Origin of the sequence: Aliiroseovarius sp. M344 (assembly GCF_025140835.1) — a bacterium.
Classification (GTDB): Bacteria; Pseudomonadota; Alphaproteobacteria; order Rhodobacterales; family Rhodobacteraceae; genus Aliiroseovarius.
On sequence record NZ_CP081153.1, the window covers coordinates 2,434,694 to 2,456,071 of the forward strand.

A 21,378-nucleotide genomic window follows, 5' to 3' on the forward strand; every position below is an offset into this window, starting at 1 on the left:
TTCGCCCGGCCTTTGTTGACCATGTGGGTAGGATCAAAGACCCCATTTGGCGGCGGTTTCCGTAAAGAACCCTTGTTCTTTCTTCACCTTCACCCAGCTGTTTACATAATTGATCCAAACCTGATCGGCTTGCGGCAACAACATCGCAATCGGGGTCGGCGCGCGCGGAGCATCCACCGAGACAGCAGTCACTTGCGGGAATTTCTCGGTCAGTGTCGCGCCTTCGATATTCGACGTTATGAACACATCGGCACGTCCTGCCAGCACTTCCTGATAGCCGCGTGCGGGCGCTTCGACCACTTTGATATCGGCATCCGGGAACCAGTCGCGGACCATCTTCTCAAACGATGTTCCAAGGGTCGTTGCGACTTTCACGTCGGGTTTATTGATCGCATCCCAGCCATCATAGTTCGCAACCTTGTCTGAGGTCGTAAAGGGCAGGATCTGAACCGAGATATACGGCTCTGAATACCCCGCCACTTTCATTCGCGACGGCGAGATGGAGGCAGAGCCCGTCATGTGATACTTGCCAGCCACAATCCCGTTCACCAGCGTTTTCCAGTCGGTCGGGACGAACTCAAGCTCGACTTCGAGGTCTTTGGCCAATTCGGTCATAATGTCGATATCAAAGCCACGATAGCCGTCGGTCGCCGGGTCCTTCATCGACATCGGGTTCCAGTCGCCCGTCGTGCCCACTTTCAGGACGCCACCCGAAAGAATATCATTCAGGGCCGATTGGGCCTGCGCCCCGCCTGCCAGCATCGTCATCGCCAGCAGCCCGGCCCCCAGAGTTCTCAGAAAGTTCATCGCGCGGTGTCCTTTTGGTGGTTATAAATTTCTCAGTTTATCCATATACCATACGTTTAGCGGCGGCACTTGGACTTGCCGCTCACAATCAGTTGAACAGATCGCGGGCGAAAGAACAAGTGAAGAACATTGATCAGACCAAGCCCGCGATCACGATGGACGCCGTCAGCAAGTGGTATGATGATTTTCAGGTGTTGCGGGATATCTCGCTGACCGTTGACCATGGTGAGAAGCTTGTGATCTGTGGACCATCCGGGTCTGGAAAATCCACGGTTGTCCGCCTGCTAGCGGGACTGGAGACACACCAAAAAGGCTCTATCCGTGTCTATAATCAGCCCGTCGATGCCCAAGGGCGGGGCGATATTGGAATGGTTTTTCAACAGTTTAATCTATTCCCGCACCTTAGCGTTCTGGACAATCTGACGCTTGGCCCGATGCGCGCCCTCGGTCTTTCGCGAAGCGACGCCCGCGACCGTGCCATGGGGTATTTGGAACGGGTGCGTATCCCCGAACAGGCGGATAAGCGACCCGGTCAACTGTCGGGCGGGCAACAACAGCGCGTCGCCATCGCCCGGTCGCTGTGCATGGAACCCAAACTGATGCTGTTTGACGAACCGACATCGGCGCTGGACCCGGAAATGATCGCCGAGGTGCTGGACGTGATGGAGGATCTGGCTCGCGACGGCATGACGATGATCTGCGTGACCCATGAAATGGGCTTTGCCCGTCGCGTGGCGGACCGCATCGCCTTTATGGACGCTGGCGAGGTTGTCGAGATTGGCACGCCAGAGGCTGTGTTTACGGCCCCGAAGTCGACCCGTTTTGCCCAGTTCCTTGACAAAATTCTGAAGCATTAAAGGGTGTGACGATGACCAATTTCCGCCTCTCCCTTGCGCTCTTTTCCCTGTGTGCACTGGCAGCCTGTTCGGCCCCGCCAGGCACGTGGGGCTGGTATGTGATTGACCCGTCCACACAGGCCGGTTGGACCAATGTGAAATTCCTGTTGCGTGGGTTTTCATCAACCATCCAAATCTCGGTGTTGGCGGCAATTGCGTCGATCATCATCGGTCTGCTTGTCGCCCTGCCCGCTTTTGCCAAAAGCCGCTGGTTGCGCCTGCCCAACCGTATCTATGTCGAATTCATCCGCGCGATTCCCCTGCTGCCAATGCTGTTTTGGGTGTTCTATGGCTTGCCGGTCGTCTTGCGTTCGATGGGTATCAGTTTGAACATCGACCCGTTCTGGGGCGCGGTGATCACTCTGGCGCTGTCCGACAGCGCCTTCACTGCCGAGATTTTCCGGTCAGGTATTCAAGCTGTCCCGCGTGGGCAGGCCGAGGCCGCCCAGACCATCGGTCTGACCCGCGCGCAGGCGATGCGCTATGTCATCCTGCCACAAGCGGTGCGGCGCATCTTGCCGCCACTGGCCAACCAATTCATCTATATTGTGAAAATGTCCGCCTTCGCGTCCGTGATCGGGATGGAGGAATTGACCCGTCGCGCCAACGAACTGGTCGTCACCGAATACAGGCCGCTGGAAATCTATACGCTGCTGATCCTTGAGTATCTGGTGCTGGTCCTGATCATCTCAGCCGGGGTGCGGTGGCTGGAACGCAAGATGAATGCGGATGAAAGCCGATAAGCGACCAACGGGTCGCTAGTTCAGGTCTTCCAACAGGCGCTTGTGTTTCTTGGCTTCGGCAATCGCGCCAGCCAACGTTTCAACCCCGCGCGAATGCAGCATAGCTAGCATTTTGCACAGAACTTCGGCTGTGGCGTGCGCGTCCCCCAAGGCGGTGTGCCGCAGTTCTGGCGGGATGGTCACGCCCAACCGGTCACATAACGCATCCAGCGTGTGAACCTCGGTGGTGCCAAACAACACCGCCGACAGCAGCACCGTATCTAGGATGGGATTGGTCCAATCAACGCCACAGGCTTCGGCATGGCGGCGCAGAAACGCCATGTCGAACGGTGCGTTATGCGCCACCAGTACCGAACCGCGTGCGAAATTATGCAGGTGTTTTCCAGCCACCTTGATTGTCGGTTGACCGGTCACCATGGCATCGCTGACGCCATGCACTTTGGTAGACGCAGGCGGGATTTTCATCTCCGGGTCAACCAGTTGATTGATCGTCTCGCCGGGAACAATTTTTTCTTTCACCACCCGCACTGCGCCAATCTGTACCACCTCGTCCTTATGCGGCAAAAGACCGGTCGTCTCGGTGTCGAACACGACGTATGTCAGGTCTTTCAGGCGCATATCCATGAGGTTTTCGGTGGCCTGCCCCTCCATCAAATCGAAATCGAAGACCACAGGTCGGCTTTGGTCGGGGGCAATGTTGGCGTGCGCCTCGTCGATGATCACAAGATAGCCTTCACCAGGACCGAGCGGTTTCAGGCGGGCGTCAAACTCCAACCCGTTTGCAGCGGCGAGATCGGTGAAGCTCTGCTCAAGCCCCGACGAGACCATCTTTTCATAGGCCGCAAGGAACGGGCCTTTTTGAAAATAGTCAAAGATTGAGGCATTCAAACGCGCCGGGCAGACCTGCGACAGCACCCCTGCCGCCTGCGTATCATAAAGCACGATCTGGTGGGCCGGGTTGACCAACACCATCGCGACCGGGATCTCGGATAATAGCGCCGTCAGCCGGGCCTTGTCTGCGGTTAACCGCGCCGTCTCAGAGGCCACGATGCTGGCCTGATCCATGGTCGATCTCATCAACTGTTCCGAGACCGCTTCCGCCGCCGGGGCAAGATCGCCAAGATAACGCGCGGCGTGTTTATCAACGCCGCCCGTGCCGGCATGGGCCCGGGTCCTTAGCCCGCTGGCCAACCGTTCGATCGGGCGGGCTACATTTTCATCAAACAAGAACCAGACCCCAGCACAAAGCGCCATTAGTCCGAAACCAGACAGAACGGCTGCAAACACAAAACCGGACTCGATGCCCGCGCTGCTGGCGCGCGCATAGCCGATCAACAATGCCGCCATCACCAAACCCACCCCGGAAACAGCCAACAGCACGAAAAACAGAAAAATTCGCAGGCGTAACGACAGGGTGGTCAGGATTTTCATGATGTCACCTCAAGTTTGCAGATCGCAGAAAGGATGGGGTCATCGGCGGGCACCTTTACCCAGTCGATGCCCGAGATCTCGCCCGAGGTGTCAAGCTCTACCGCGTCGATCAGGGGCGCGCGCTTGCCCGCGGCACAATCGCCAAGAACAACCATCTTCTCTGGCGCGGACCAACGCCCCATGAACAGCAGTTCGACCATGCGCAGATCGGGCTGAGCCTGATGGGTGCGCAAGGACTGCTCATCAAGGGCGGCGAAACGCTCCACAAATGGCACGGCATAGGTCCAGGGGCGATACATCGAGTTGTTCTCGACCTCCATCACTACGGTCATGCCTTCGGGCAAAATATTCTTCGTTCGGTCATACCAAGCATATTCATTGGCAACGGTCGTGCTAACCATCGCAAGTGCCGCACCAACCGGCATCGCCCATTTAGGTAGCCTTCCACCGGATATCTTGTTCAAAATCAGAACAATACCAGCCCCGGCAAAGGCTGAAACCAAAGTGGCGACCATCTCGTAAAACATTCAGTTTCCTTCCCTTGCGCGCGCGGGCCATTAGCCCAGCATGCCACGCCCGTGCCCAATGGCACTTTGCATTGACTTCACCACAACAAACGCGTCGCGCAGGTGGCTTCGTTCGAATTCAGACAGATCGGACGGCGGCAGATAATTGTCAGGTGCCAGACCAGCTTTCACTTGCTCGGCCTGATGTTCAAGACGCGTTTCCGCAATAAGGTCATAGGCGTCCAGCAGGTCTTGCCCGCCAGACCGGCTCAGCCCGCCAGCATGAATCGCGGCAACAAGCCGCGCCCGCGTATTCACTTCGCTGAGTTTCCCCTGCAACGCATAGACGCGGCCCATATCAACGATTGGCACGACGCCGTTGTGTTTCATATCCAGATGGTTCTTGTGCTCGCCTGACCTGATGGTCGCAAAGCCCCGCAGCAGCCCCAGCGGCGGCGTGTGCTTCAGGCCGTTTGACACCATATGTGCCACGAAAATTGAGTTCTTGGCGGCCAGCGCAAGCGTGTCGGTCTGCAGGTTTCCAAACAACCGCGCATCCCCCGCGATGGCGCGCAGGTCGAACATGACCGAAGCCAGCATCTGCGCTTCAGGCACGGGCTTGGCGATCCAGCCGTCGAAATATTTGCGCCACACCGAAACCGGCTGGCACCAGCGCGGGTTCGTGGCCATCATATCGCCGGGGCAATAGACATAGCCGCACACATCCAGACCGTCGCAGACGAATTTGGCCAGCTTGGCAAAGTATCCTTCCCGGTCTTCGTCCGTTACGTCGTCGGACAGGATCAGGCAATTATCCTGATCTGACACGCCGGTCTGTTCCTGCCGACCCTGACTGCCACAGGCGAGCCAGAGATAGGGCACCGGGGCTGGTCCGAGCTTCTCTTCTGCCAGCGCGACAAGTCGACGGGTCGCTGTATCTGCGATGTCGGTGATCAAACGGGTCACCACCTGATGCGGGCTGCCACCCGCCACAAGTTGCACCAGAAGTTGCGGGATGCGCGCAGTCACCGCACGCATTTCCTGCGCGTCAGCAGCTTGCGCAATCTCGCGCACCAGTTCTGCCGAGCTGACGGCCTGAAACCGGGTCAGGTCCGTCTGACTGACGATGCCGACCAACCTGTCGCCTTCGACGATGGGCACATGGCCAATGCGTTTTTCCATCATCACATGCAACACGTCCGACCCGATGGCAGACGGCGCAAGCGTGATGGGGTTGGGGGTCATCACCTCCGCGACCGGTGTGTCGACCGACAATGCAGCGGCCAGAACTTTACCCGACATATCACGCGTGGTCAGAATGCCGACCAGTGTGTCGCCTTCCGTCATGCACAGCGAAGACACTCGATGATCACGCATCAGGATCGCGGCGTCGCGTACTGTAGTGTCCGGCGCACAGGTGATCGGCTTGCGCGCCATAAAGGTATCAACCTGCGTCGTCGCAAGGCTTTGCTGCTTCTGTTTGCTGGGCTTGTCTGCGCGCGAGCGGTCAAAGAACCGGCGCACCGGGTCATGCTCGGCGACCAAGGCGCGGAAGGCCTTGGCGGGCAGGATCAACAGCATGGCATCCGTCGTTGCGCGGGCCGATGTGACGGCATTGCCGCTCCGCAACAGCCCGCGCTCTCCGAATGAATTGCGAACGCCCAATTGGCTGACGGTGACCTCGTTTTCGTCTGTGACCTCGACCTCGCCTGCGTGAATGATGAAGATACCAGGCAGTTTGGTGCCCAGCGCATAAATGACGTCGCCCGCTGAGACAGCGCGCGGTTCGATCTGCGCCGAAAGCGCAGCAAGCGTATCTTGCCCCAACACGTCATAAGGGTGGACGGATTGCAGAAAGCGGAGGATTTGATCCTGGGTCAACGGCATTCAATTGCGCCTTTGCTGAAAAGAAATGTCCCGCCCGGTTTGCACCGGACGGGACAGAATTGGAAGGGGGCGGGGCGTCGCACGGACCACCCGCCCAAGCCTTTTACTTGCTCTGTGCCGCACCGGCGCCGCGAGGAACGCGAACCGATTCAACCAGCTCCTGAATATGCGCAGGCGTTGGCTTGGTCATACCCGACACAACATAGGCAACTGCGAAGTTGATCGCAGCACCGATCGCGCCGAACGAAGTCGACTTGACCGTGCCCAGCAGCGGATCAGCATCCGTGAAGCTGTTGGTGTCAGGGATGAAGAACCAACCCTTGTGCAGGAAGATGTAGATCAGCGTAACGGTCAGACCCGCCAGCATACCCGCGACCGCACCGGTGTTGTTCACCTTGGTCGAGAAGATCCCCATCATCAGTGCCGGGAAGATCGACGCAGCAGCCAGACCGAAGGCCAAGGCCACCGTTTGCGCCGCAAAGCCTGGAGGATTTAGACCCAGATAGGTAGCCACTGCGATCGCCACGGCCATTGCGACACGTGCCGACATCAGCTCGCCTTTTTCCGAGATCTGCGGGTTAAGGGCACCTTTGATCAAGTCGTGGGATACAGCCGACGAGATCGCCAAAAGCAGACCAGCAGCGGTAGACAGCGCGGCGGCAAGACCACCAGCAGCGACCAGACCGATCACCCAACCAGGCAGGTTGGCAATCTCGGGGTTGGCAAGAACCAGGATGTCACGGTTGAAGTTGGTCAGCTCGTTTCCGGCCCAACCTTTTTCTGCCGCGATGGCCTGAAGATCGGCGTTGCCATCGTTATAGTACTGGATCGCACCGTCGCCGTTCTTGTCTTCCCAGCCCAGAAGGCCAGTTTTCTGCCATGTGGCCATCCAGTCGTAACGCTCGTCGTTTTCGATCTGTTCGACCGTCACAGCGCCACCGTCGATGCCGCCATTGGGCCACATCATTTCCGAGATGTTCAAACGTGCCATGGCACCAACAGCAGGAGCTGTAAGATACAGCAGCGCGATGAACACCAGCGCCCAGCCAGCAGACCAACGTGCGTCAGACACTTTGGGAACGGTGAAGAAGCGCATGATCACGTGCGGCAGACCAGCCGTACCGATCATCAGCGACAGGGTGAACAGCACCATGTTGAACGTGTCTGCATGGTGTGCTGTATACTCGTTGAAGCCCAGCTCGCGCACAATCGCGTCCAGTTTGGCCAATAGAGGCTCACCAGAAGCAGCGTGATCACCGAACAAGCCAAGGGCCGGGATCGGGTTGCCAGTCAGCTGCAGCGAGATGAAGATGGCCGGAATCGTATAGGCCATGATCAACACGACATACTGAGCCACCTGTGTATAGGTCACGCCCTTCATGCCGCCGAAAACGGCGTATGCAAACACAACCGCCGCACCAATCAGAAGGCCGGTGGTGTTGTCCACTTCAAGGAAGCGACCAAACGCAACGCCAACACCGGTCATCTGACCGATAACATAAGTGGTCGAGGCAACGATCAGACAGACAACGGCCACGATACGGGCAGTTTGGCTGTAGAAGCGATCACCGATGAATTCCGACACGGTGTATTTACCGAACTTACGCAGATAAGGCGCAAGCAGCAGGGCCAGCAAAACATAGCCGCCGGTCCAACCCATCAGGAAGGTCGAATTGTCGTAGCCGGTGAAGGCGATAAGGCCCGCCATCGAAATGAACGAAGCCGCTGACATCCAGTCAGCTGCCGTCGCCATACCGTTGGTGACCGGGTGAACACCACGCCCAGCGGCGTAGAATTCTGATGTCGAGCCCGCACGGGCCCAAATAGCAATGCCGATGTACAGCGCGAAGCTCGCGCCAACAAACAGCAGGTTGATCGTAAACTGATCCATGTGTCTCTCCCTTACTCTTCGTCGACGCCGTGTTCACGGTCGAGCTTGTTCATGCGCCAGGCATAGTTGAAAATCAGAATCAGGAAGACGATGATCGACCCCTGCTGAGCAAACCAGAAGCCCAGATCCGTTCCGCCTACGGCAATGCCTGACAGCATTGGGCGCAGCAGGATGCCGAACCCGAATGATACGAGAGCCCAGATAACCAGGCTGATCAAAATGATGCGCACATTGGCTGACCAATATGCTGAGTTGGATGAGTTTTCGGCCATGAAGCCACCTCCCTAACGTTCCACTGACAGGGCGCTCATGCGACCCCGCCTGTCCCTTTCTTATGCAATCGCGTCCTCAACGAGTGCATTAAGATTGCCTGCGATCTCGTCGATGCCCAGCATCGCGTCGACCGTTTTCAGGCTGCCCTTGCCTTTGTAGTAAGCAATGAGCGGTGCCGTTTGTTCGTGATAAGCCACAAGGCGGCTTCCCACGGTTTCGGCGTTATCGTCGGCCCGGCGTTTCATGTCCGTGCCGCCGCATTTGTCGCAAACCCCTGATTGCAGGGGCTGCTTAAACTCGTCGTGATATCCTTCACCGCAACTGCCGCAGGTATAGCGACCCGATATCCGGGTCACCATGGCGGCGTCGTCAACCTCAAGGCTGATTGCGGCGTTGATCTTCTGTCCGCTTTCGGCCAGCAACGCGTCCAAGGCCTCTGCCTGCACGGTTGTGCGCGGGAACCCGTCAAGGATCACCCCCTTAGCACAGTCCGCATCCGCCAAACGATCGCGTAAAATGGCGATGACGATCTCGTCCGAGACAAGATCGCCGGCTTCCATCACCGCCTTCGCGGCTTTCCCGGCTTCGGTGCCGGCAGCCACGGCTGCGCGCAGCAAGTCACCAGTTGACAGCTGCACAAGGCCGAACTTCTCTTCCAGCATCCGCGCCTGAGTGCCCTTCCCAGCCCCCGGGGGGCCAAGCAGGATCAGGACAGGCGCGCCGGTTTTTGTTGCAGCGTCCATCATGCTTTGTCCTTGGTCATCCGGTTGTCGATCAGATCGTCAACCACCGACGGATCCGCCAATGTCGAGGTGTCGCCCAGCGCGCCGAAATCGTCTTCGGCAATCTTGCGCAGGATGCGACGCATGATTTTACCCGACCGCGTTTTTGGCAGGCCTGGGGCCCACTGGATGTAATCCGGGCTGGCAATCGGGCCGATCTCCTGACGGACCCAGTTGCGCAATTCCGTTTTCAACTCGTCGGTGTATTCCTCGCCGTCCATCAGGGTGACGTAGCAATAGATGCCCTGCCCTTTGATGTCATGCGGGAAACCAACAACGGCCGCCTCGGATACCTTGGCGTGGGCGACCAGCGCGCTTTCCACCTCGGCGGTGCCCATGCGGTGACCCGATACGTTGATCACGTCGTCTACACGACCGGTGATCCAGTAATAGCCATCCGCATCACGGCGACAACCGTCACCTGTGAAATAGTAGCCTTTATAGTCGGCGAAATAAGTCGCCACAAAACGCTCATGATCGCCATAAACCGTGCGCATCTGGCCGGGCCAGCTGTCTTTCATGCACAGCACGCCTTCGGCTTCGGTCTCGTGGATTTCTTCGCCCGTGGTGGGTTCAAGAATTACTGGCTGCACGCCAAAGAAGGGCGTGGTGGCCGATCCGGGCTTGGTTGCTGTCGCACCCGGCAGCGGGGTCAACAGGTGACCGCCGGTTTCGGTCTGCCACCACGTGTCGACGATGGGGCATTTGCCGCCGCCGATCACATTGTTGTACCAATTCCAAGCTTCCGGATTGATCGGTTCGCCTACTGTGCCCAAGACCTTGAGATCCGACAAATCGTACCCGGTGACAAAATCGTCGCCACGGGCCATCAAGGCGCGCAGTGCCGTAGGCGCAGTATAGAACTGGTTCACTTTGTGTTTTTCGCACACTGCCCAGAAACGGCCAGCGTCCGGATAAGTCGGCACACCTTCAAACATCAGAGTGGTCGCGCCATTGGCCAGTGGACCATAAACGATATAGCTGTGGCCGGTGACCCAACCCACGTCGGCAGTACACCAGTAAATGTCGCCCTCGTGATAATCAAAAACGTATTCGTGGGTCATCGCTGCCCACAGCAGGTAGCCACCTGAACAGTGTTGAACCCCTTTGGGTTGGCCGGTGGATCCCGATGTATAAAGAATAAACAGCGGATCTTCGGAATTCATCTTCTCGGCGGGGCAATCAGCTGACGCATCAGCCATCAGCGCTGCATAGGAGTGGTCACGACCTGCAACCATCGGCACATCGCCACCGGTGCGCTCGACCACCAGAACCGGGGTGTCGCCCAGATCGCCGTGATCCAAAGCGGCATCCACGTTGGTTTTCAGTGGCGTGTTGCGGCCACCACGAGGGGCTTCGTCGGCGGTGATGACCAGCGACGCTTTACACCCTTCAACACGCGCGGCCAGCGCTTCGGGCGAAAACCCGGCGAATACGATGGAGTGAATTGCGCCGATCCGCGCACAGGCCAACATCGAATAGGCAGCCTCGGGGATCATTGGAAGATAAAGAACAACGCGGTCGCCTTTCTTGACGCCCATGCCTTTCATGACATTTGCAAGCTTCGACACGTTTTCGTGGAGCTCGCGATAGGTAATTTTCTTATCCAGCGTCGGGTCGTCAGATTCCCAGATGATAGCAACCTGATCGCCGCGCGTGGCCAGATGCCGGTCGATGCAGTTTTCGGAAACGTTCAGTTCGCCATCTTCAAACCATTTGATCGACACGTCCGGGTGCTTGAAGGTCGTGTTCTTGATTTTGGTGGGCGTCTTGGACCAGGTAAGGCGTGTCATCTGATCGGACCAGAACGCTTCCGGGTCGTTCACCGAAGCGGCATACATCTCTTGGTATTTCGCAGCATCAATATGAGCGTTCGCGACAAACTCAGCTGACGGAGCATAAGTTTTATCGGCCGTGTTTTCCGACGACATGCAAGGTCCTCCCAATAATTCCTCCGGTCCGCGCTCTCTGCGCGCCCCCATGGGATCTGAACTTATTAACAGTCCCGCTCCCATTGCGTGTGAAAATAGAGTGACAACCCTGCGCCAAACAACAATTTTTCTGTAAAATTGTTTAACTGAGTCCGTGCATATTTGTAAACTTTTTACAGAAATCGGGAATTTTCTATAGAAATGCTGGTATTTGCCTGTGAATGTCCCGCCGCATGATTTGTAAAGCTGACCTAGGTTTTTCGCTAACATTCTTTCGCGCAGGGTCATTGAACCCGCCAATGCGGTGCAACTCTGAAGGTTTTAAGAGAATCTGTGCAGATGCACCAAACTTCCCTAACGGCAATAACGACCGATTCCGCCCAGCTTTTTCCCTGCGCCAGCAGTGCATGGACCCCGCGGCAGGGATCATTTACCAAGGGCGGACGATAACCGCTGGTGACTGATGACCCTCTCTTTTGAAAGCCTGTTGAAATCGCGCCGTTCGACCCGCGCGTTCGAGGCGACCCCTGTTCCACGTGCCACGATCGAACGCATGTGCCGCGCCGCCCGCCGGGCCCCAAGCGGAGCAAATCTGCAGCCCGGTCAGTTTCATGTGCTGACCGGCGCGCCGCTCGATCGGCTGATCGGTGCGTTGCGGGATGCGCAGGAGCTCGATACGCCTGCAGCAGCCGAGTATTCCTATTTCCCGACCCCCATGCCATCCGAGCTGAAGGCCCGCCAAACAGCAGCAGGTTTTGCACTTTACAACGCATTGGGTATCGGGCGGCGCGACGTGGAGGCACGACGCGCACAATTTGCCCGCAACTATGCGTTCTTTGGCGCTCCTGTTGGCGTGGTGGTCACGATCCGACGGGACATGGGCAAAGGGTGTTTCATGGATTTGGGCATGTCGCTGATGTCGTTCCTGCTTTCCGCCGAAGACCAGGGCTATGGCGCAACAGGCATCGGCGCTTTGGCCAATTATGGCCCCGTCGTGCACCGCCATCTGAACCTGCCAGAGGATGAGCTTGTGGTCTGTGGTATCGCGGTGGGCGTGGCTGACAAGTCCGCACCGGTAAACCAGTTCCGCGCGGACCGCGCGGCATTGGAAGACTATACAAGCTTCGACGGGTTCGACTGAACCCCGCGCCGCTTACCGCGCGCGCAGCACCAAGGCCGTGCCAAGGCCACCAGCGGCGGCAATTGCGCCGAGGCCGACCCCACCCCGTGCTTGCAATTCATGAAACATCCGCACCGCAAGGATCGCACCGGACGCCCCAACAGGGTGGCCACGCGCCAATCCACCGCCGCCCAGATTGACGATGTCCTTGGCGATCCCTGCCCTTGTCTGGCACGCGATGGCCTGAACGGCGAACGCCTCCATGATTTCGGTAAGTGTCAGGTCTGAAGGTTTCAGGCGTGCGCTGCCAAGCGCGTCTTTGATGGCATCGACCGGTGCCAAACCGGGCAAGGCAGGGTCGCCGGCGCGGGTGGCACCAGACAGGATGTCCACGGATGGACCCGAAAGGCGTTTTGCGACGCGGTCTGAGACGACAAGACAAAACGCAGCCCCATCCGCCGCGACGGCCATATTGGCCGCGGTGACGTCACCAGACACCACCGGGGCGCGTGCGCAGATCGACGGCGTCAGGGATCGGGCAAAGCCATCTCGCACGTTACCCAGTATCGGAACGATTTCAGATGGCGTCGCGCCTGCGTGCCATTTGACTGCTTTCGCGTGACTGTCGATCGCCCAGTCATCTTGGGCGCGCCTGGAAATCCCCAAGTGCCTGCCCAATGCGTCTGCGGCGGACGCCATGTCGGGATCCCTGTCCGCCCACGGCGTAAAGGGGGCCTGATCATAGGGTTCTGGCGGGCGGCCATCCGCAAAGGTGCGTGACCTTAGGGGGCGGCGCGAATAGCTTTCCGCCCCACCGGCAATGACCACATCGTGCTGGCCGGACAAAACCATCGCCTGCGCTAACAAGATCGCATCCAACCCGCCGCAACACTGGCGATCAATGCTCAGCCCGGCGACGCTCTGCGGCAATCCAGCAGCCAGCGCCGCGCGCCGGGCCGGGTTACCGCCTGCACCCAATGCGTTGGACAAGATCAGCTCGCCGACATCTTGCTGGGCAAGTCCGGCGTCCTTTAGGATGGCAAGGATGACCGGCGCAGCCAGATCGTGAATGTCGCAGGTCGCAAACGCCCCGTCACGTGGCATGACAGGTGTGCGTCGCGCGGCAATAAGGGCGGCGTGGGTCATGCGAGCTGCTCCAACATGTTTTCCAGTCCGATCAGGTCCGGTTTACCCGCGCTTAGCATGGGCAGGTCATCAACAAACAGGATGCGGCGCGGTGTGGCGTAGGGTCCGAGCGCGGCGCGACAGGCGTTCACGATGCCCTGCGCCAGTTCCGTGTTCTGCGGACCTTCCACTATTCCGATAATCACGTGCCCTTTTGTGGCGTCCCGAACCGGGATTGCGGCACATTTTCCAACATTCGGCAGAGTTCTCATCTGTGCCTCGATCACCTCTGGAAAAACATTGTGATCTGCCACAGTGACCATCCGATTTTTGCGCCCCAAGACCCTCAAATACCCCCCATCGTCCAATTGCCCCATCTCGCCGATGGAAAGATAGCCGTTTTGCCAGCGTGTCTCAGGGCTGGACCCATTCACATAGCTGTCAAACAGGTACGGGCTCTTAACCCAGATCTCACCCACCACTTTCGTGTCGACCCCGTGCCGATCCAACACGCGCAAGTCCACACCTGGGTAGGCGCGGCCAACAGTTCCGATGGGCGTCTCTGTATCGCTGATCGTCATAAAGCTCGTCTCGGACGCGCCGAAAAATTCGTGCAGCGCGGCATTTGGGAACAGGTCGCGCAGTTGCGCGCTGGTCAGCGCGTCAAGCTTGCCGCCTCCGCAGAAAACCCAGCGGACGGACCCTACGGGCTTGGTGCCTGCATCAACCAACAGTCGCAGTTGGGTCGGCGTCGCATAGACAACCTGAACCCCAACGTCCCGCATCGCGCTTATTTGCGCACGTGGCCGCAATCCGGTCAGAACCGCCAGATCGCTGCCCATATGTAGTGCTTCCATTGCCCCATAGAGCGTCAGCGAATGTTCAACTGCGCCGAGCACAGCATAGGACGCGGTCGCAGAAACACCGAAATGATCGCGTGTGACCTCGAAACTGGTGATCCATGAGTTGGGGCGGCGGCGAATGGTCTTGGGTGTACCGGTCGAACCTGCGCTTTGAACCATCAGCCATTGCCCGCGCGCCTCGATAGGAACGGGCGTTGTCGCTGAAGCCGTTACCGTCAAACCGTCTTTGTTGCGAAGCGCATGCACAACCGACGCCATCGCCTGCGCCGCGGACGTGCCTGCAGCAGACACGCCGTCGCCGGGGATCGTAACGGTGCTTGCGATGTCCTGCCTGAAGTAATCGGGGATCACATCGGGGTCCTTCGTGCAGTTTGCGTGCCGCACTATGCGACGGACCGCCGCCCCTCACCAGTCCCAATGCGCAGACAAAACGGCGCCTTAGTGCGGTTGGTGGGGGCAGCATCAATGCTGATGACCGCCCCCACAAACCCACTGGAGCCTTTTGCGATTAGTTCAGACGGTGGCCGCTATCCGGTGCGAAATATGACACTTTGCTCATGTCGAACGACAGGTCGAGCATCTTACCCGGTGTCGCGACCGTTTCCGCATGCAGGCGCGCGGTGACCTGCTTTCCACCAAGCTCTGAAACCACATAAGTGTCTGCGCCCGCAGGCTCGACCATATCCACAAGGCAGGACGCTTCCTGCACCGCGTCTCCGGCCCGGAACCCTGCCTCGGCAATGTCTTCAGGGCGCAGGCCAAGGATCACATCCTCGGGAAGGGTTGGTGCATGTTCATCAACCAAAACAAGGGGTTCACCGTTGCCGCGTGCAATCTCGATATGCGCACCTTTTCCATTTGCGCGGGCTTTTGCCGGGATCAGGTTCATCGCGGGCGAGCCCATGAAGTCAGCGACAAACAGGTTGGCAGGCCTGTTGTAAATCTCGGACGGCGATCCGATCTGCTGAATGATCCCGCCTTTCAGAACCACGATCTTGGTGGCCAGCGTCATTGCTTCGATCTGGTCATGGGTCACATAGACCATAGTCGCGCCAAGGGTATGGTGCAGCTTCTTGATCTCGGACCGCATTTCGACCCGTAGCTTGGCATCAAGGTTGGAAAGAGGTTCGTCAAACAGAAACAGCTTGGGATCGCGGACCAGCGCGCGGCCCATGGCCACCCGTTGGCGCTGCCCCCCCGACAATTGGCCGGGACGGCGATGCAGAAGCTGCTCAATCTGCAACTGCGTGGCCACTTCATCCAACTTGCGCGCTTGGGTTTCTGCGTCAACGCCACGCACTTTCATCCCAAAGGTGATGTTCTTGGCGACAGTCATAGTCGGATAGAGCGCGTAAGATTGGAACACCATCGCGATGTCACGATCCTTGGGACTGACATCGGTCATGTTTTTCCCGCCGATCATCAAATCTCCGCTGGTGATCGGCTCCAGCCCCGCGATGCAGTTCAGAAGCGTAGATTTGCCGCAGCCGGAGGGTCCAACCAGCACAAGGAAGTCGCCCGGTTCGATGGCGATGTTGATGTCCTTCAGGATCTCAACCGAACCATAGTTCTTATAGAGGTTTTGGATTTCAAGAATGGGTGCCATGGGTCTTATCCCTTTACAGAGCCCGCGGTCAGTCCGCGGATGAAGTATTTGCCAGCGACGACATAGACAAGCAGTGTCGGGGCGGCGGCGATGATCGCGGCGGCCATATCGACATTGTATTCCTTAACGCCAGTGGTCGAATTAACGATGTTGTTCAGCGCGACGGTCACAGGTTGCGTACCGGCCTGGCTGAATGACACCCCGAACAGGAAGTCGTTCCAGATCTGTGTGAACTGCCAGATGACGGTCACAACGATGATCGGCAGACTAAGCGGCAGGAAGATCGACCAGAAGATGCGGAAGAACCCTGCCCCGTCCACCTTGGCCGCTTTGGTCAACTCGGACGGAATGGAAACGTAATAGTTGCGGAAAAACAGCGTCGTGAAACCGATCCCATAGATGACATGCACGAAGATCAGTCCCGGAATGGTTCCGGCAATGCCCATCATGCCCAGCAGACGCGCCATCGGCAGAAGGACCACCTGAAACGGGATGAAGCAGCCAAACAGCATCAGCGAGAAGATGATATTTGCGCCTGGAAAGCGCCACTGCGCCACCACATAGCCGTTCAATGCACCGATAAAAGTCGAGATTGCGACTGCGGGCACCGCCAGCATCACTGAGTTCCAGAAATAAGGGCGAAGACCCTCGCATTGGATGCCGGTGCAAGCGCCGGACCATGCGGTTTTCCACGCGTCAAATGTGACTTCTCGGGGCAAGGCGACAAGGCTGCCTGTGCGGATTTCTTCCAGGCTTTTCAGCGAGGTGGTGACCATCACGAACAGCGGCATCAGATAGTAGAGCGCGAACAGGCCAAGTAGAATGTAAAGCACCCAACGCAGGGCGATCTTTCCGAACGCGCTGCTTTTCTTTGCGGATGGATATGCAAGATCAGTCATTTTTGGCTCGCAGTTCCGAATAGAGGTACGGCACGACAATCGTGAACACGACAAGCATCATGATCATGGCAGAGCTGGCTGCCTGACCGATGTCACCGCGCGAAAACGCCATGGCATACATGTAAGTTGCAGGCAGATCGGTCGCGTAACCCGGTCCACCGCCTGTCAAGGCAATGACAAGGTCAAAGCTCTTGATCGCGAGATGCGCCAGAACGATGAACGCGGACATGAAGATCGGCCCCATCGACGGGATGATGATCGCGGAATAAATGCGCCATGTCGGGATGCCATCGACCTGTGCGGCCTTGATGATCTCCTCATCAACCGAACGAAGCCCGGCCAGAAACAGTGCCATCACAAAGCCAGAGCTTTGCCAGACGGCCGCAATAACAATGGTGTAGATCGCGAAATCTGGGTTCACCAGCCAGTCGAACGAGAAGCTTTCAAACCCCCAGCTGCGCACAGTCGCCTGAATGCCCAAACCGGGGTTCAGTATCCATTTCCACGCTGTCCCGGTCACGATCATCGACAGTGCCATTGGGTACAGATAAATCGTACGGATTACGCCCTCGGTCCGGATTTTCTGGTCCAGAAGGATCGCAAGAAGAAGCCCCAGCACCATCGCAATGATGATGAACAATGCGCCGAAAATGAAAAGGTTGTTTATTGCTGTGTCCCAACGGGGTGAAGCAAACAAGCGTTCATATTGAATGGTGCCCTCGATCTCGTATTTAGGCAGCAGACGAGAGCGGGTCAAAGAGACCCAGGCCGTCCAAGCGATAAACCCATATACGAAAACGAGAACAGCGATGAATGAGGGTGCCAGCACCATCTTGGGCAGGTGCGTTTCCAGCCATTTTGTCATCAGATCAGTCCCCGGATGGCTTCGCCCCCAGCCCGGTATTGGGCGGGGGCGAAGTGGTCGGTTTTACATGCTATTGGCGACAGCGTCGGCCAGCATCTGGACAGCGTCAGCCGACGACATATCCGAGTTGAAATGCGCGGTCACAACATCGGTGATCGCACCGGCCTGCGCACCGCGCAGCGCCATACCATGCGCATAGCTTGGCAGCAGAGAGCCACCGTCAGCGCTGGCATTCATGTCAGCCGAAGACGTAAGCGCGCAGCTGTCGAACTCGTCCAAAGCGACGTCAACACGTGCAGGGATCGACCCCTTGTTCAGGTTGAACACTTTCTGGAAGTTCTTGCCGACGATCAGCTCTGCCAGAAGATCCTGACCGGCTTTCTTGTCGTCACCGTCCACATTGAACATGGCAAAACTGTCAACATTGTACAGGAAGCCTTCACCCGGTGTCGATTGGCACAGGAAGTCTTCGCCCGGCACTTTGCCAGCCGCAAGGAATTCACCCTTGGCCCAGTCACCCATGATTTGGAATGCAGCCTCGCCGTTCATGACCATGGCAGTCGCCAGGTTCCAGTCACGACCCGAGAAGTTGTCATCCACATAGCCGCGCATTTTGCGCATCTGATCGAAAACAGCGACCATGCCATCCGACGTCAAAGTGTCCTTGTCCAGGTCCACAAACGCTTTCTTGAACCCATCCGGGCCAAGAATGCCCAGCGCGACGGCTTCAAAAACGGTAGCGTCCTGCCAAGCCTGACCACCATGGGCCAGCGGGATGACGCCAGCGGCCAACAGCTTGTCAGCGGCAGCGTTGAACTCGTCCCAAGTTGTCGGCATCGTGATGCCATTGGCTTCCAACACGCCCGCATTGGCCCAGATCCAGTCGATCCGGTGCACGTTCACGGGTGCCGCACACCATGTGCCTTCGCATTTCATGTGGTTTGCAATCGAGTCAGGCAAAACATCTGCCCAGCCGTTTGCATCGGCAACAGCCGAGATATCAGCCAGAACGCCTTCTTCATACCATTCCTGAATGGCGGGGCCTTTCAACTGAACGGCTGTCGGAGCATTGCCTGACAAAACACGTGCGCGCAGGGCGGTCATAGCGGCATCGCCACCACCACCAGCAACTGGCATATCGGTCCAGGTGCCACCTTTTGAGGCGAATTCTTCCTGCAGGACGGCCACGGATTTGGCTTCGCCACCCGAGGTCCACCAGTGCAACACTTCAGCTTGCGGTTCGGCCACTGCAACGCTGCTTGCCATGACAGCAAACGCGGATACGGCCGCAAAAGCGGTTCTTTTCATATTAGAGTCCTCCCATAATCTGCCACCCTCCACGGCGGCGATAGCGTTATCATGCCGTGCAGTGCCGAGTCGGAACAACGGTCAACTTCAGCTTATGGCGCCCGCCGATGCAGATTTCTTGTCAATCTGTTACAGCTTGTTACCTAGACCTTGATTCTGTTGCTTGTTGTTACAATGCAGACCATGAGGATCCGGGTTTTCACCGGGAGGGGACCCTGAGAGTGACAATTCCAAGACTACTTGTTGTTGATGACGACGCAGACATGCGGTCAATGATGACGCAGTTTCTGCAAAAGCAGGGGTTTATCGCGCTGCCAGCCGCGACAGAACACCAAATCCGCCATCACCTAGAGGCCGGACGCATCGACCTTATCTTGCTGGACGTGATGCTTGGTGATGAAAACGGGGTCGAAATCTGTGGCCGTCTTCGCGCCAAACAAGAGGTTCCGATCATCCTTGTCTCGGCCTTGTCTGCCGACCACCAACGCATGGCCGGATACGAGGTCGGTGCAGACGACTATATCGCCAAACCGTTCAATCCGGAGCTTTTGCTGGCCCGCGTGCGGGCGGTGCTGCTCCGCGCGCAGCGCACGCCGTCACTGTCCTATCGCCGCCGCGTCTCTGTGTTTCAGTTCGGTGGTTGGGTGTATGACGGCAAGCGCGACGAAGTGCTGTCGCCCGAAGGGTTTCAGGTTGCCCTATCACAGCGCGAAACAGCACTTCTGAAGGTTTTGTTGGCCAATCCTCATATTCCGCTGACACGCGAAGAAATTGCGGGCGCGCTGGATGTTACGGGTGATACGGACCAGCCTGAAGTCACCAGCCGCGCAATTGACGTTTTGGTCGGGCGGCTTCGCTCGAAAATCGAGAAGAACCCCAAAGATCCGCAGATGCTGCGAACCGAACGTGGCACCGGGTATATCTTTGCCGTCGACGTTAAGGTCGAAGACACCTGATGGCCCAACGACCATCCCTGCGCCTGATCGGCGGTGCGTGGGTCGCACTGGCCTTCGTGGCTGGCGTCACAGCGGCAGGACTGTGGTTGGGGTCGTCGCGGGCGTGGGATCAACATCTGTCGCGCGCCTATGCCGCCGGTTTCACCGTTTATGAAACGCTGCGCCTTGGGGTGCATCCCGACGATCAGATATCAATCAACCAATTGTCGATCGACAATGCCGCGCTTGCCGAGGCGGGCGACTTCGATCGGCTTCCAGATGTTCCCCGCCCTGCTTATGTCACCAATGTCTCGATCCTGATCAACACGACGTCGCCAACGGACCGTGCGGTGTTGACCCTAGGCATCGTCTCCGATCAGCTTGTCTATCCCGTGTCTGACATCGTTTCGACCAACGACCTGATCCCAGCTGAGAAATTGGGTAAAGTGACGCGATTGCTGGCGACCTATTGCAGCGAACCCATCCTATTTGCACGGTATGCTGGCAAGCCTTGGCAACGCGTCGATGGCACCAATATCTGGGGGTGCGATCAAGCCCCGTCTGACATGCGCGTGCCGGTCGCCATCGTGGCTATGATCGCATTGGCAGCCTTGCTGACCCATGTCGGGAATACGGCCGCGAGTTTTGAAACCTTCGCCTTGGCGCTGCGATCCCGGCGCCGCTTTGGCGGCCCCGAAAGTTATGACACCGAGGGACCGACCGAACTGCGCAACATCGTGGCGGCAGTAAACTCTTACCTTGAGGCCGAACGCGACCAACTTGCCCAGCGCGCCATGGTCCTGTCCGGTGTGAGCCACGATTTGGGCACCCCGGCCACTCGGCTCAGACTGCGAGCGGCGCTTATCGAAGACGAGAAGCTGCGCGGGAAGCTGGAAGCAGACATCGACCAGATGACCGGTATGATCGAAAGCGTGCTGACCTATACTCAGTCCGAAATCAACGCCGAAGAACCAAAGCAGCTTTCGCTGACCTCGCTGATTGATGCGCTGGTTGCGGACTATCAGGACACTGGCAGCCCGGTCTCGGTGCGTGAGCATGAGCCGGTGATCGTCGAAAGCGCAGGTTCAGTTTTCATGTCACGCAAGGGCTACAGCACTTTACCGGACGAACGCCGGGTGTTGGTGACAGCGCGCCCGATCTCGCTTCAGCGCGCGATTACCAATCTGATCGACAATGCCCTGAAATACGGACGCCGTGCGATGGTCGATTTGGAAACCGACGCAAACACGGCAACCATTATCGTCGAGGACGAAGGCTCTGACTATTCCGTTGCGGATGTCGAGCGCATGATGGCGCCGTTTGAACGCGGCGAAAACACGATGAATACCAGTGGGTTCGGTCTGGGACTGACCATCGTCTCTACCGTCGCCAACCAACATGGTGGCTCGTTGCGATTTGAAGCGGGGGCAAAGGGGTTAAGGGCGCGACTTACGATCCAACGAAACTGACCAATTCGCGGGTAGTGTCCGCCCGACACAAGCTGCGCCGG

Annotated in this window: 19 protein-coding genes; 5 read left to right on the top strand and 14 right to left on the bottom strand. The window is 57.9% G+C overall.

Annotated elements, in window-relative coordinates; genetic code table 11:
• Window positions 1-33: 33 nt before the first annotated feature.
• Window positions 34-807 carry a transporter substrate-binding domain-containing protein gene (locus K3556_RS11940; RefSeq protein WP_260517002.1) on the bottom strand — a complete coding sequence of 258 codons (774 nt, stop codon included), beginning with the start codon at window positions 805-807 and terminating at the stop codon, window positions 34-36.
• Window positions 808-962: 155 nt separating this feature from the next.
• Here K3556_RS11940 and K3556_RS11945 point away from each other — a divergent pair, with 155 nt between their 5' ends.
• On the top strand, window positions 963-1,664 hold the full coding sequence (locus K3556_RS11945) for an amino acid ABC transporter ATP-binding protein (RefSeq protein ID WP_260519248.1): 702 nt from the start codon (window positions 963-965) through the stop codon (window positions 1,662-1,664).
• Window positions 1,665-1,675: 11 nt separating this feature from the next.
• Window positions 1,676-2,446, top strand: coding sequence for an amino acid ABC transporter permease (locus K3556_RS11950; RefSeq protein ID WP_260517003.1), 771 nt, complete (start codon window positions 1,676-1,678; stop codon window positions 2,444-2,446).
• A gap of 15 nt (window positions 2,447-2,461) precedes the next feature.
• Here K3556_RS11950 and K3556_RS11955 read toward each other — a convergent pair whose 3' ends face one another.
• The 7 genes from K3556_RS11955 to acs form a co-directional block, all read right to left on the bottom strand.
• Window positions 2,462-3,877 carry a 3'-5' exonuclease gene (locus K3556_RS11955; RefSeq protein ID WP_312847261.1) on the bottom strand — a complete coding sequence of 472 codons (1,416 nt, stop codon included), beginning with the start codon at window positions 3,875-3,877 and terminating at the stop codon, window positions 2,462-2,464.
• On the bottom strand, window positions 3,874-4,404 hold the full coding sequence (locus K3556_RS11960) for a hypothetical protein (RefSeq protein ID WP_260517004.1): 531 nt from the start codon (window positions 4,402-4,404) through the stop codon (window positions 3,874-3,876). Before K3556_RS11960 ends, K3556_RS11955 begins: the two co-directional genes overlap by 4 nt.
• A gap of 30 nt (window positions 4,405-4,434) precedes the next feature.
• A complete protein-coding gene (locus K3556_RS11965; protein ID WP_260517005.1) occupies window positions 4,435-6,270 on the bottom strand; it encodes a DUF294 nucleotidyltransferase-like domain-containing protein in 1,836 nt (611 codons plus the stop codon).
• 103 nt (window positions 6,271-6,373) lie between these two features.
• Window positions 6,374-8,161: a sodium:solute symporter family protein gene (locus tag K3556_RS11970; protein ID WP_260517006.1), complete on the bottom strand. Its 1,788-nt coding sequence runs from the start codon at window positions 8,159-8,161 to the stop codon at window positions 6,374-6,376.
• A gap of 11 nt (window positions 8,162-8,172) precedes the next feature.
• Window positions 8,173-8,433, bottom strand: coding sequence for a DUF4212 domain-containing protein (locus K3556_RS11975; RefSeq protein WP_091428788.1), 261 nt, complete (start codon window positions 8,431-8,433; stop codon window positions 8,173-8,175).
• Between the two features lie 60 nt (window positions 8,434-8,493).
• Window positions 8,494-9,177 (bottom strand): adenylate kinase, encoded by a 684-nt coding sequence (locus K3556_RS11980; protein WP_260517007.1) that lies wholly within the window; start codon window positions 9,175-9,177, stop codon window positions 8,494-8,496.
• Window positions 9,177-11,147 (bottom strand): acetate--CoA ligase, encoded by a 1,971-nt coding sequence (gene acs / locus K3556_RS11985; RefSeq protein WP_260517008.1) that lies wholly within the window; start codon window positions 11,145-11,147, stop codon window positions 9,177-9,179. Before acs ends, K3556_RS11980 begins: the two co-directional genes overlap by 1 nt.
• Window positions 11,148-11,610: 463 nt before the next feature.
• Here acs and K3556_RS11990 point away from each other — a divergent pair, with 463 nt between their 5' ends.
• On the top strand, window positions 11,611-12,288 hold the full coding sequence (locus K3556_RS11990; protein ID WP_260517009.1) for a nitroreductase: 678 nt from the start codon (window positions 11,611-11,613) through the stop codon (window positions 12,286-12,288).
• Between the two features lie 12 nt (window positions 12,289-12,300).
• Here the strand turns inward: K3556_RS11990 and K3556_RS11995 are convergent, their stop codons facing one another.
• The 6 genes from K3556_RS11995 to K3556_RS12020 form a co-directional block, all read right to left on the bottom strand.
• The gene (locus K3556_RS11995) at window positions 12,301-13,413 is read right to left on the bottom strand and encodes a thiolase family protein (RefSeq protein WP_260517010.1); all 1,113 of its coding nucleotides are present in this window, start codon (window positions 13,411-13,413) and stop codon (window positions 12,301-12,303) included.
• Window positions 13,410-14,606 carry an AMP-binding protein gene (locus tag K3556_RS12000; protein ID WP_260517011.1) on the bottom strand — a complete coding sequence of 399 codons (1,197 nt, stop codon included), beginning with the start codon at window positions 14,604-14,606 and terminating at the stop codon, window positions 13,410-13,412. Before K3556_RS12000 ends, K3556_RS11995 begins: the two co-directional genes overlap by 4 nt.
• 157 nt (window positions 14,607-14,763) lie before the next feature.
• Window positions 14,764-15,861: an ABC transporter ATP-binding protein gene (locus K3556_RS12005; protein ID WP_260517012.1), complete on the bottom strand. Its 1,098-nt coding sequence runs from the start codon at window positions 15,859-15,861 to the stop codon at window positions 14,764-14,766.
• 5 nt (window positions 15,862-15,866) lie between these two features.
• On the bottom strand, window positions 15,867-16,760 hold the full coding sequence (locus tag K3556_RS12010) for a carbohydrate ABC transporter permease (RefSeq protein ID WP_260517013.1): 894 nt from the start codon (window positions 16,758-16,760) through the stop codon (window positions 15,867-15,869).
• Window positions 16,753-17,625: a carbohydrate ABC transporter permease gene (locus K3556_RS12015; protein WP_260517014.1), complete on the bottom strand. Its 873-nt coding sequence runs from the start codon at window positions 17,623-17,625 to the stop codon at window positions 16,753-16,755. Before K3556_RS12015 ends, K3556_RS12010 begins: the two co-directional genes overlap by 8 nt.
• Window positions 17,626-17,688: 63 nt before the next feature.
• Complete coding sequence (locus tag K3556_RS12020; RefSeq protein ID WP_260517015.1) at window positions 17,689-18,933, bottom strand: ABC transporter substrate-binding protein; 1,245 nt, start codon at window positions 18,931-18,933, stop codon at window positions 17,689-17,691.
• Between the two features lie 221 nt (window positions 18,934-19,154).
• Here K3556_RS12020 and K3556_RS12025 point away from each other — a divergent pair, with 221 nt between their 5' ends.
• Both K3556_RS12025 and K3556_RS12030 read left to right on the top strand, forming a co-directional pair.
• The gene (locus K3556_RS12025) at window positions 19,155-19,889 is read left to right on the top strand and encodes a response regulator transcription factor (protein ID WP_260517016.1); all 735 of its coding nucleotides are present in this window, start codon (window positions 19,155-19,157) and stop codon (window positions 19,887-19,889) included.
• Window positions 19,889-21,337, top strand: a complete 1,449-nt coding sequence (locus K3556_RS12030) for an ATP-binding protein (RefSeq protein ID WP_260517017.1) — start codon at window positions 19,889-19,891, stop codon at window positions 21,335-21,337. Before K3556_RS12025 ends, K3556_RS12030 begins: the two co-directional genes overlap by 1 nt.
• Window positions 21,338-21,378: the final 41 nt, after the last annotated feature.

Bases quoted from the DNA above. Each gene is read 5' to 3' on its own strand.
- K3556_RS11940 (WP_260517002.1), bottom strand. From the start codon at position 807: ATGAACTTTCTGAGAACTCTGGGGGCCGGGCTGCTGGCGATGACGATG.
- K3556_RS11945 (WP_260519248.1), top strand. From the start codon at position 963: ATGGACGCCGTCAGCAAGTGGTATGATGATTTTCAGGTGTTGCGGGAT.
- K3556_RS11950 (WP_260517003.1), top strand. From the start codon at position 1,676: ATGACCAATTTCCGCCTCTCCCTTGCGCTCTTTTCCCTGTGTGCACTG.
- K3556_RS11955 (WP_312847261.1), bottom strand. From the start codon at position 3,877: ATGAAAATCCTGACCACCCTGTCGTTACGCCTGCGAATTTTTCTGTTT.
- K3556_RS11960 (WP_260517004.1), bottom strand. From the start codon at position 4,404: ATGTTTTACGAGATGGTCGCCACTTTGGTTTCAGCCTTTGCCGGGGCT.
- K3556_RS11965 (WP_260517005.1), bottom strand. From the start codon at position 6,270: ATGCCGTTGACCCAGGATCAAATCCTCCGCTTTCTGCAATCCGTCCAC.
- K3556_RS11970 (WP_260517006.1), bottom strand. From the start codon at position 8,161: ATGGATCAGTTTACGATCAACCTGCTGTTTGTTGGCGCGAGCTTCGCG.
- K3556_RS11975 (WP_091428788.1), bottom strand. From the start codon at position 8,433: ATGGCCGAAAACTCATCCAACTCAGCATATTGGTCAGCCAATGTGCGC.
- K3556_RS11980 (WP_260517007.1), bottom strand. From the start codon at position 9,177: ATGGACGCTGCAACAAAAACCGGCGCGCCTGTCCTGATCCTGCTTGGC.
- acs (WP_260517008.1), bottom strand. From the start codon at position 11,147: ATGTCGTCGGAAAACACGGCCGATAAAACTTATGCTCCGTCAGCTGAG.
- K3556_RS11990 (WP_260517009.1), top strand. From the start codon at position 11,611: ATGACCCTCTCTTTTGAAAGCCTGTTGAAATCGCGCCGTTCGACCCGC.
- K3556_RS11995 (WP_260517010.1), bottom strand. From the start codon at position 13,413: ATGACCCACGCCGCCCTTATTGCCGCGCGACGCACACCTGTCATGCCA.
- K3556_RS12005 (WP_260517012.1), bottom strand. From the start codon at position 15,861: ATGGCACCCATTCTTGAAATCCAAAACCTCTATAAGAACTATGGTTCG.
- K3556_RS12010 (WP_260517013.1), bottom strand. From the start codon at position 16,760: ATGACTGATCTTGCATATCCATCCGCAAAGAAAAGCAGCGCGTTCGGA.
- K3556_RS12015 (WP_260517014.1), bottom strand. From the start codon at position 17,625: ATGACAAAATGGCTGGAAACGCACCTGCCCAAGATGGTGCTGGCACCC.
- K3556_RS12020 (WP_260517015.1), bottom strand. From the start codon at position 18,933: ATGAAAAGAACCGCTTTTGCGGCCGTATCCGCGTTTGCTGTCATGGCA.
- K3556_RS12030 (WP_260517017.1), top strand. From the start codon at position 19,889: ATGGCCCAACGACCATCCCTGCGCCTGATCGGCGGTGCGTGGGTCGCA.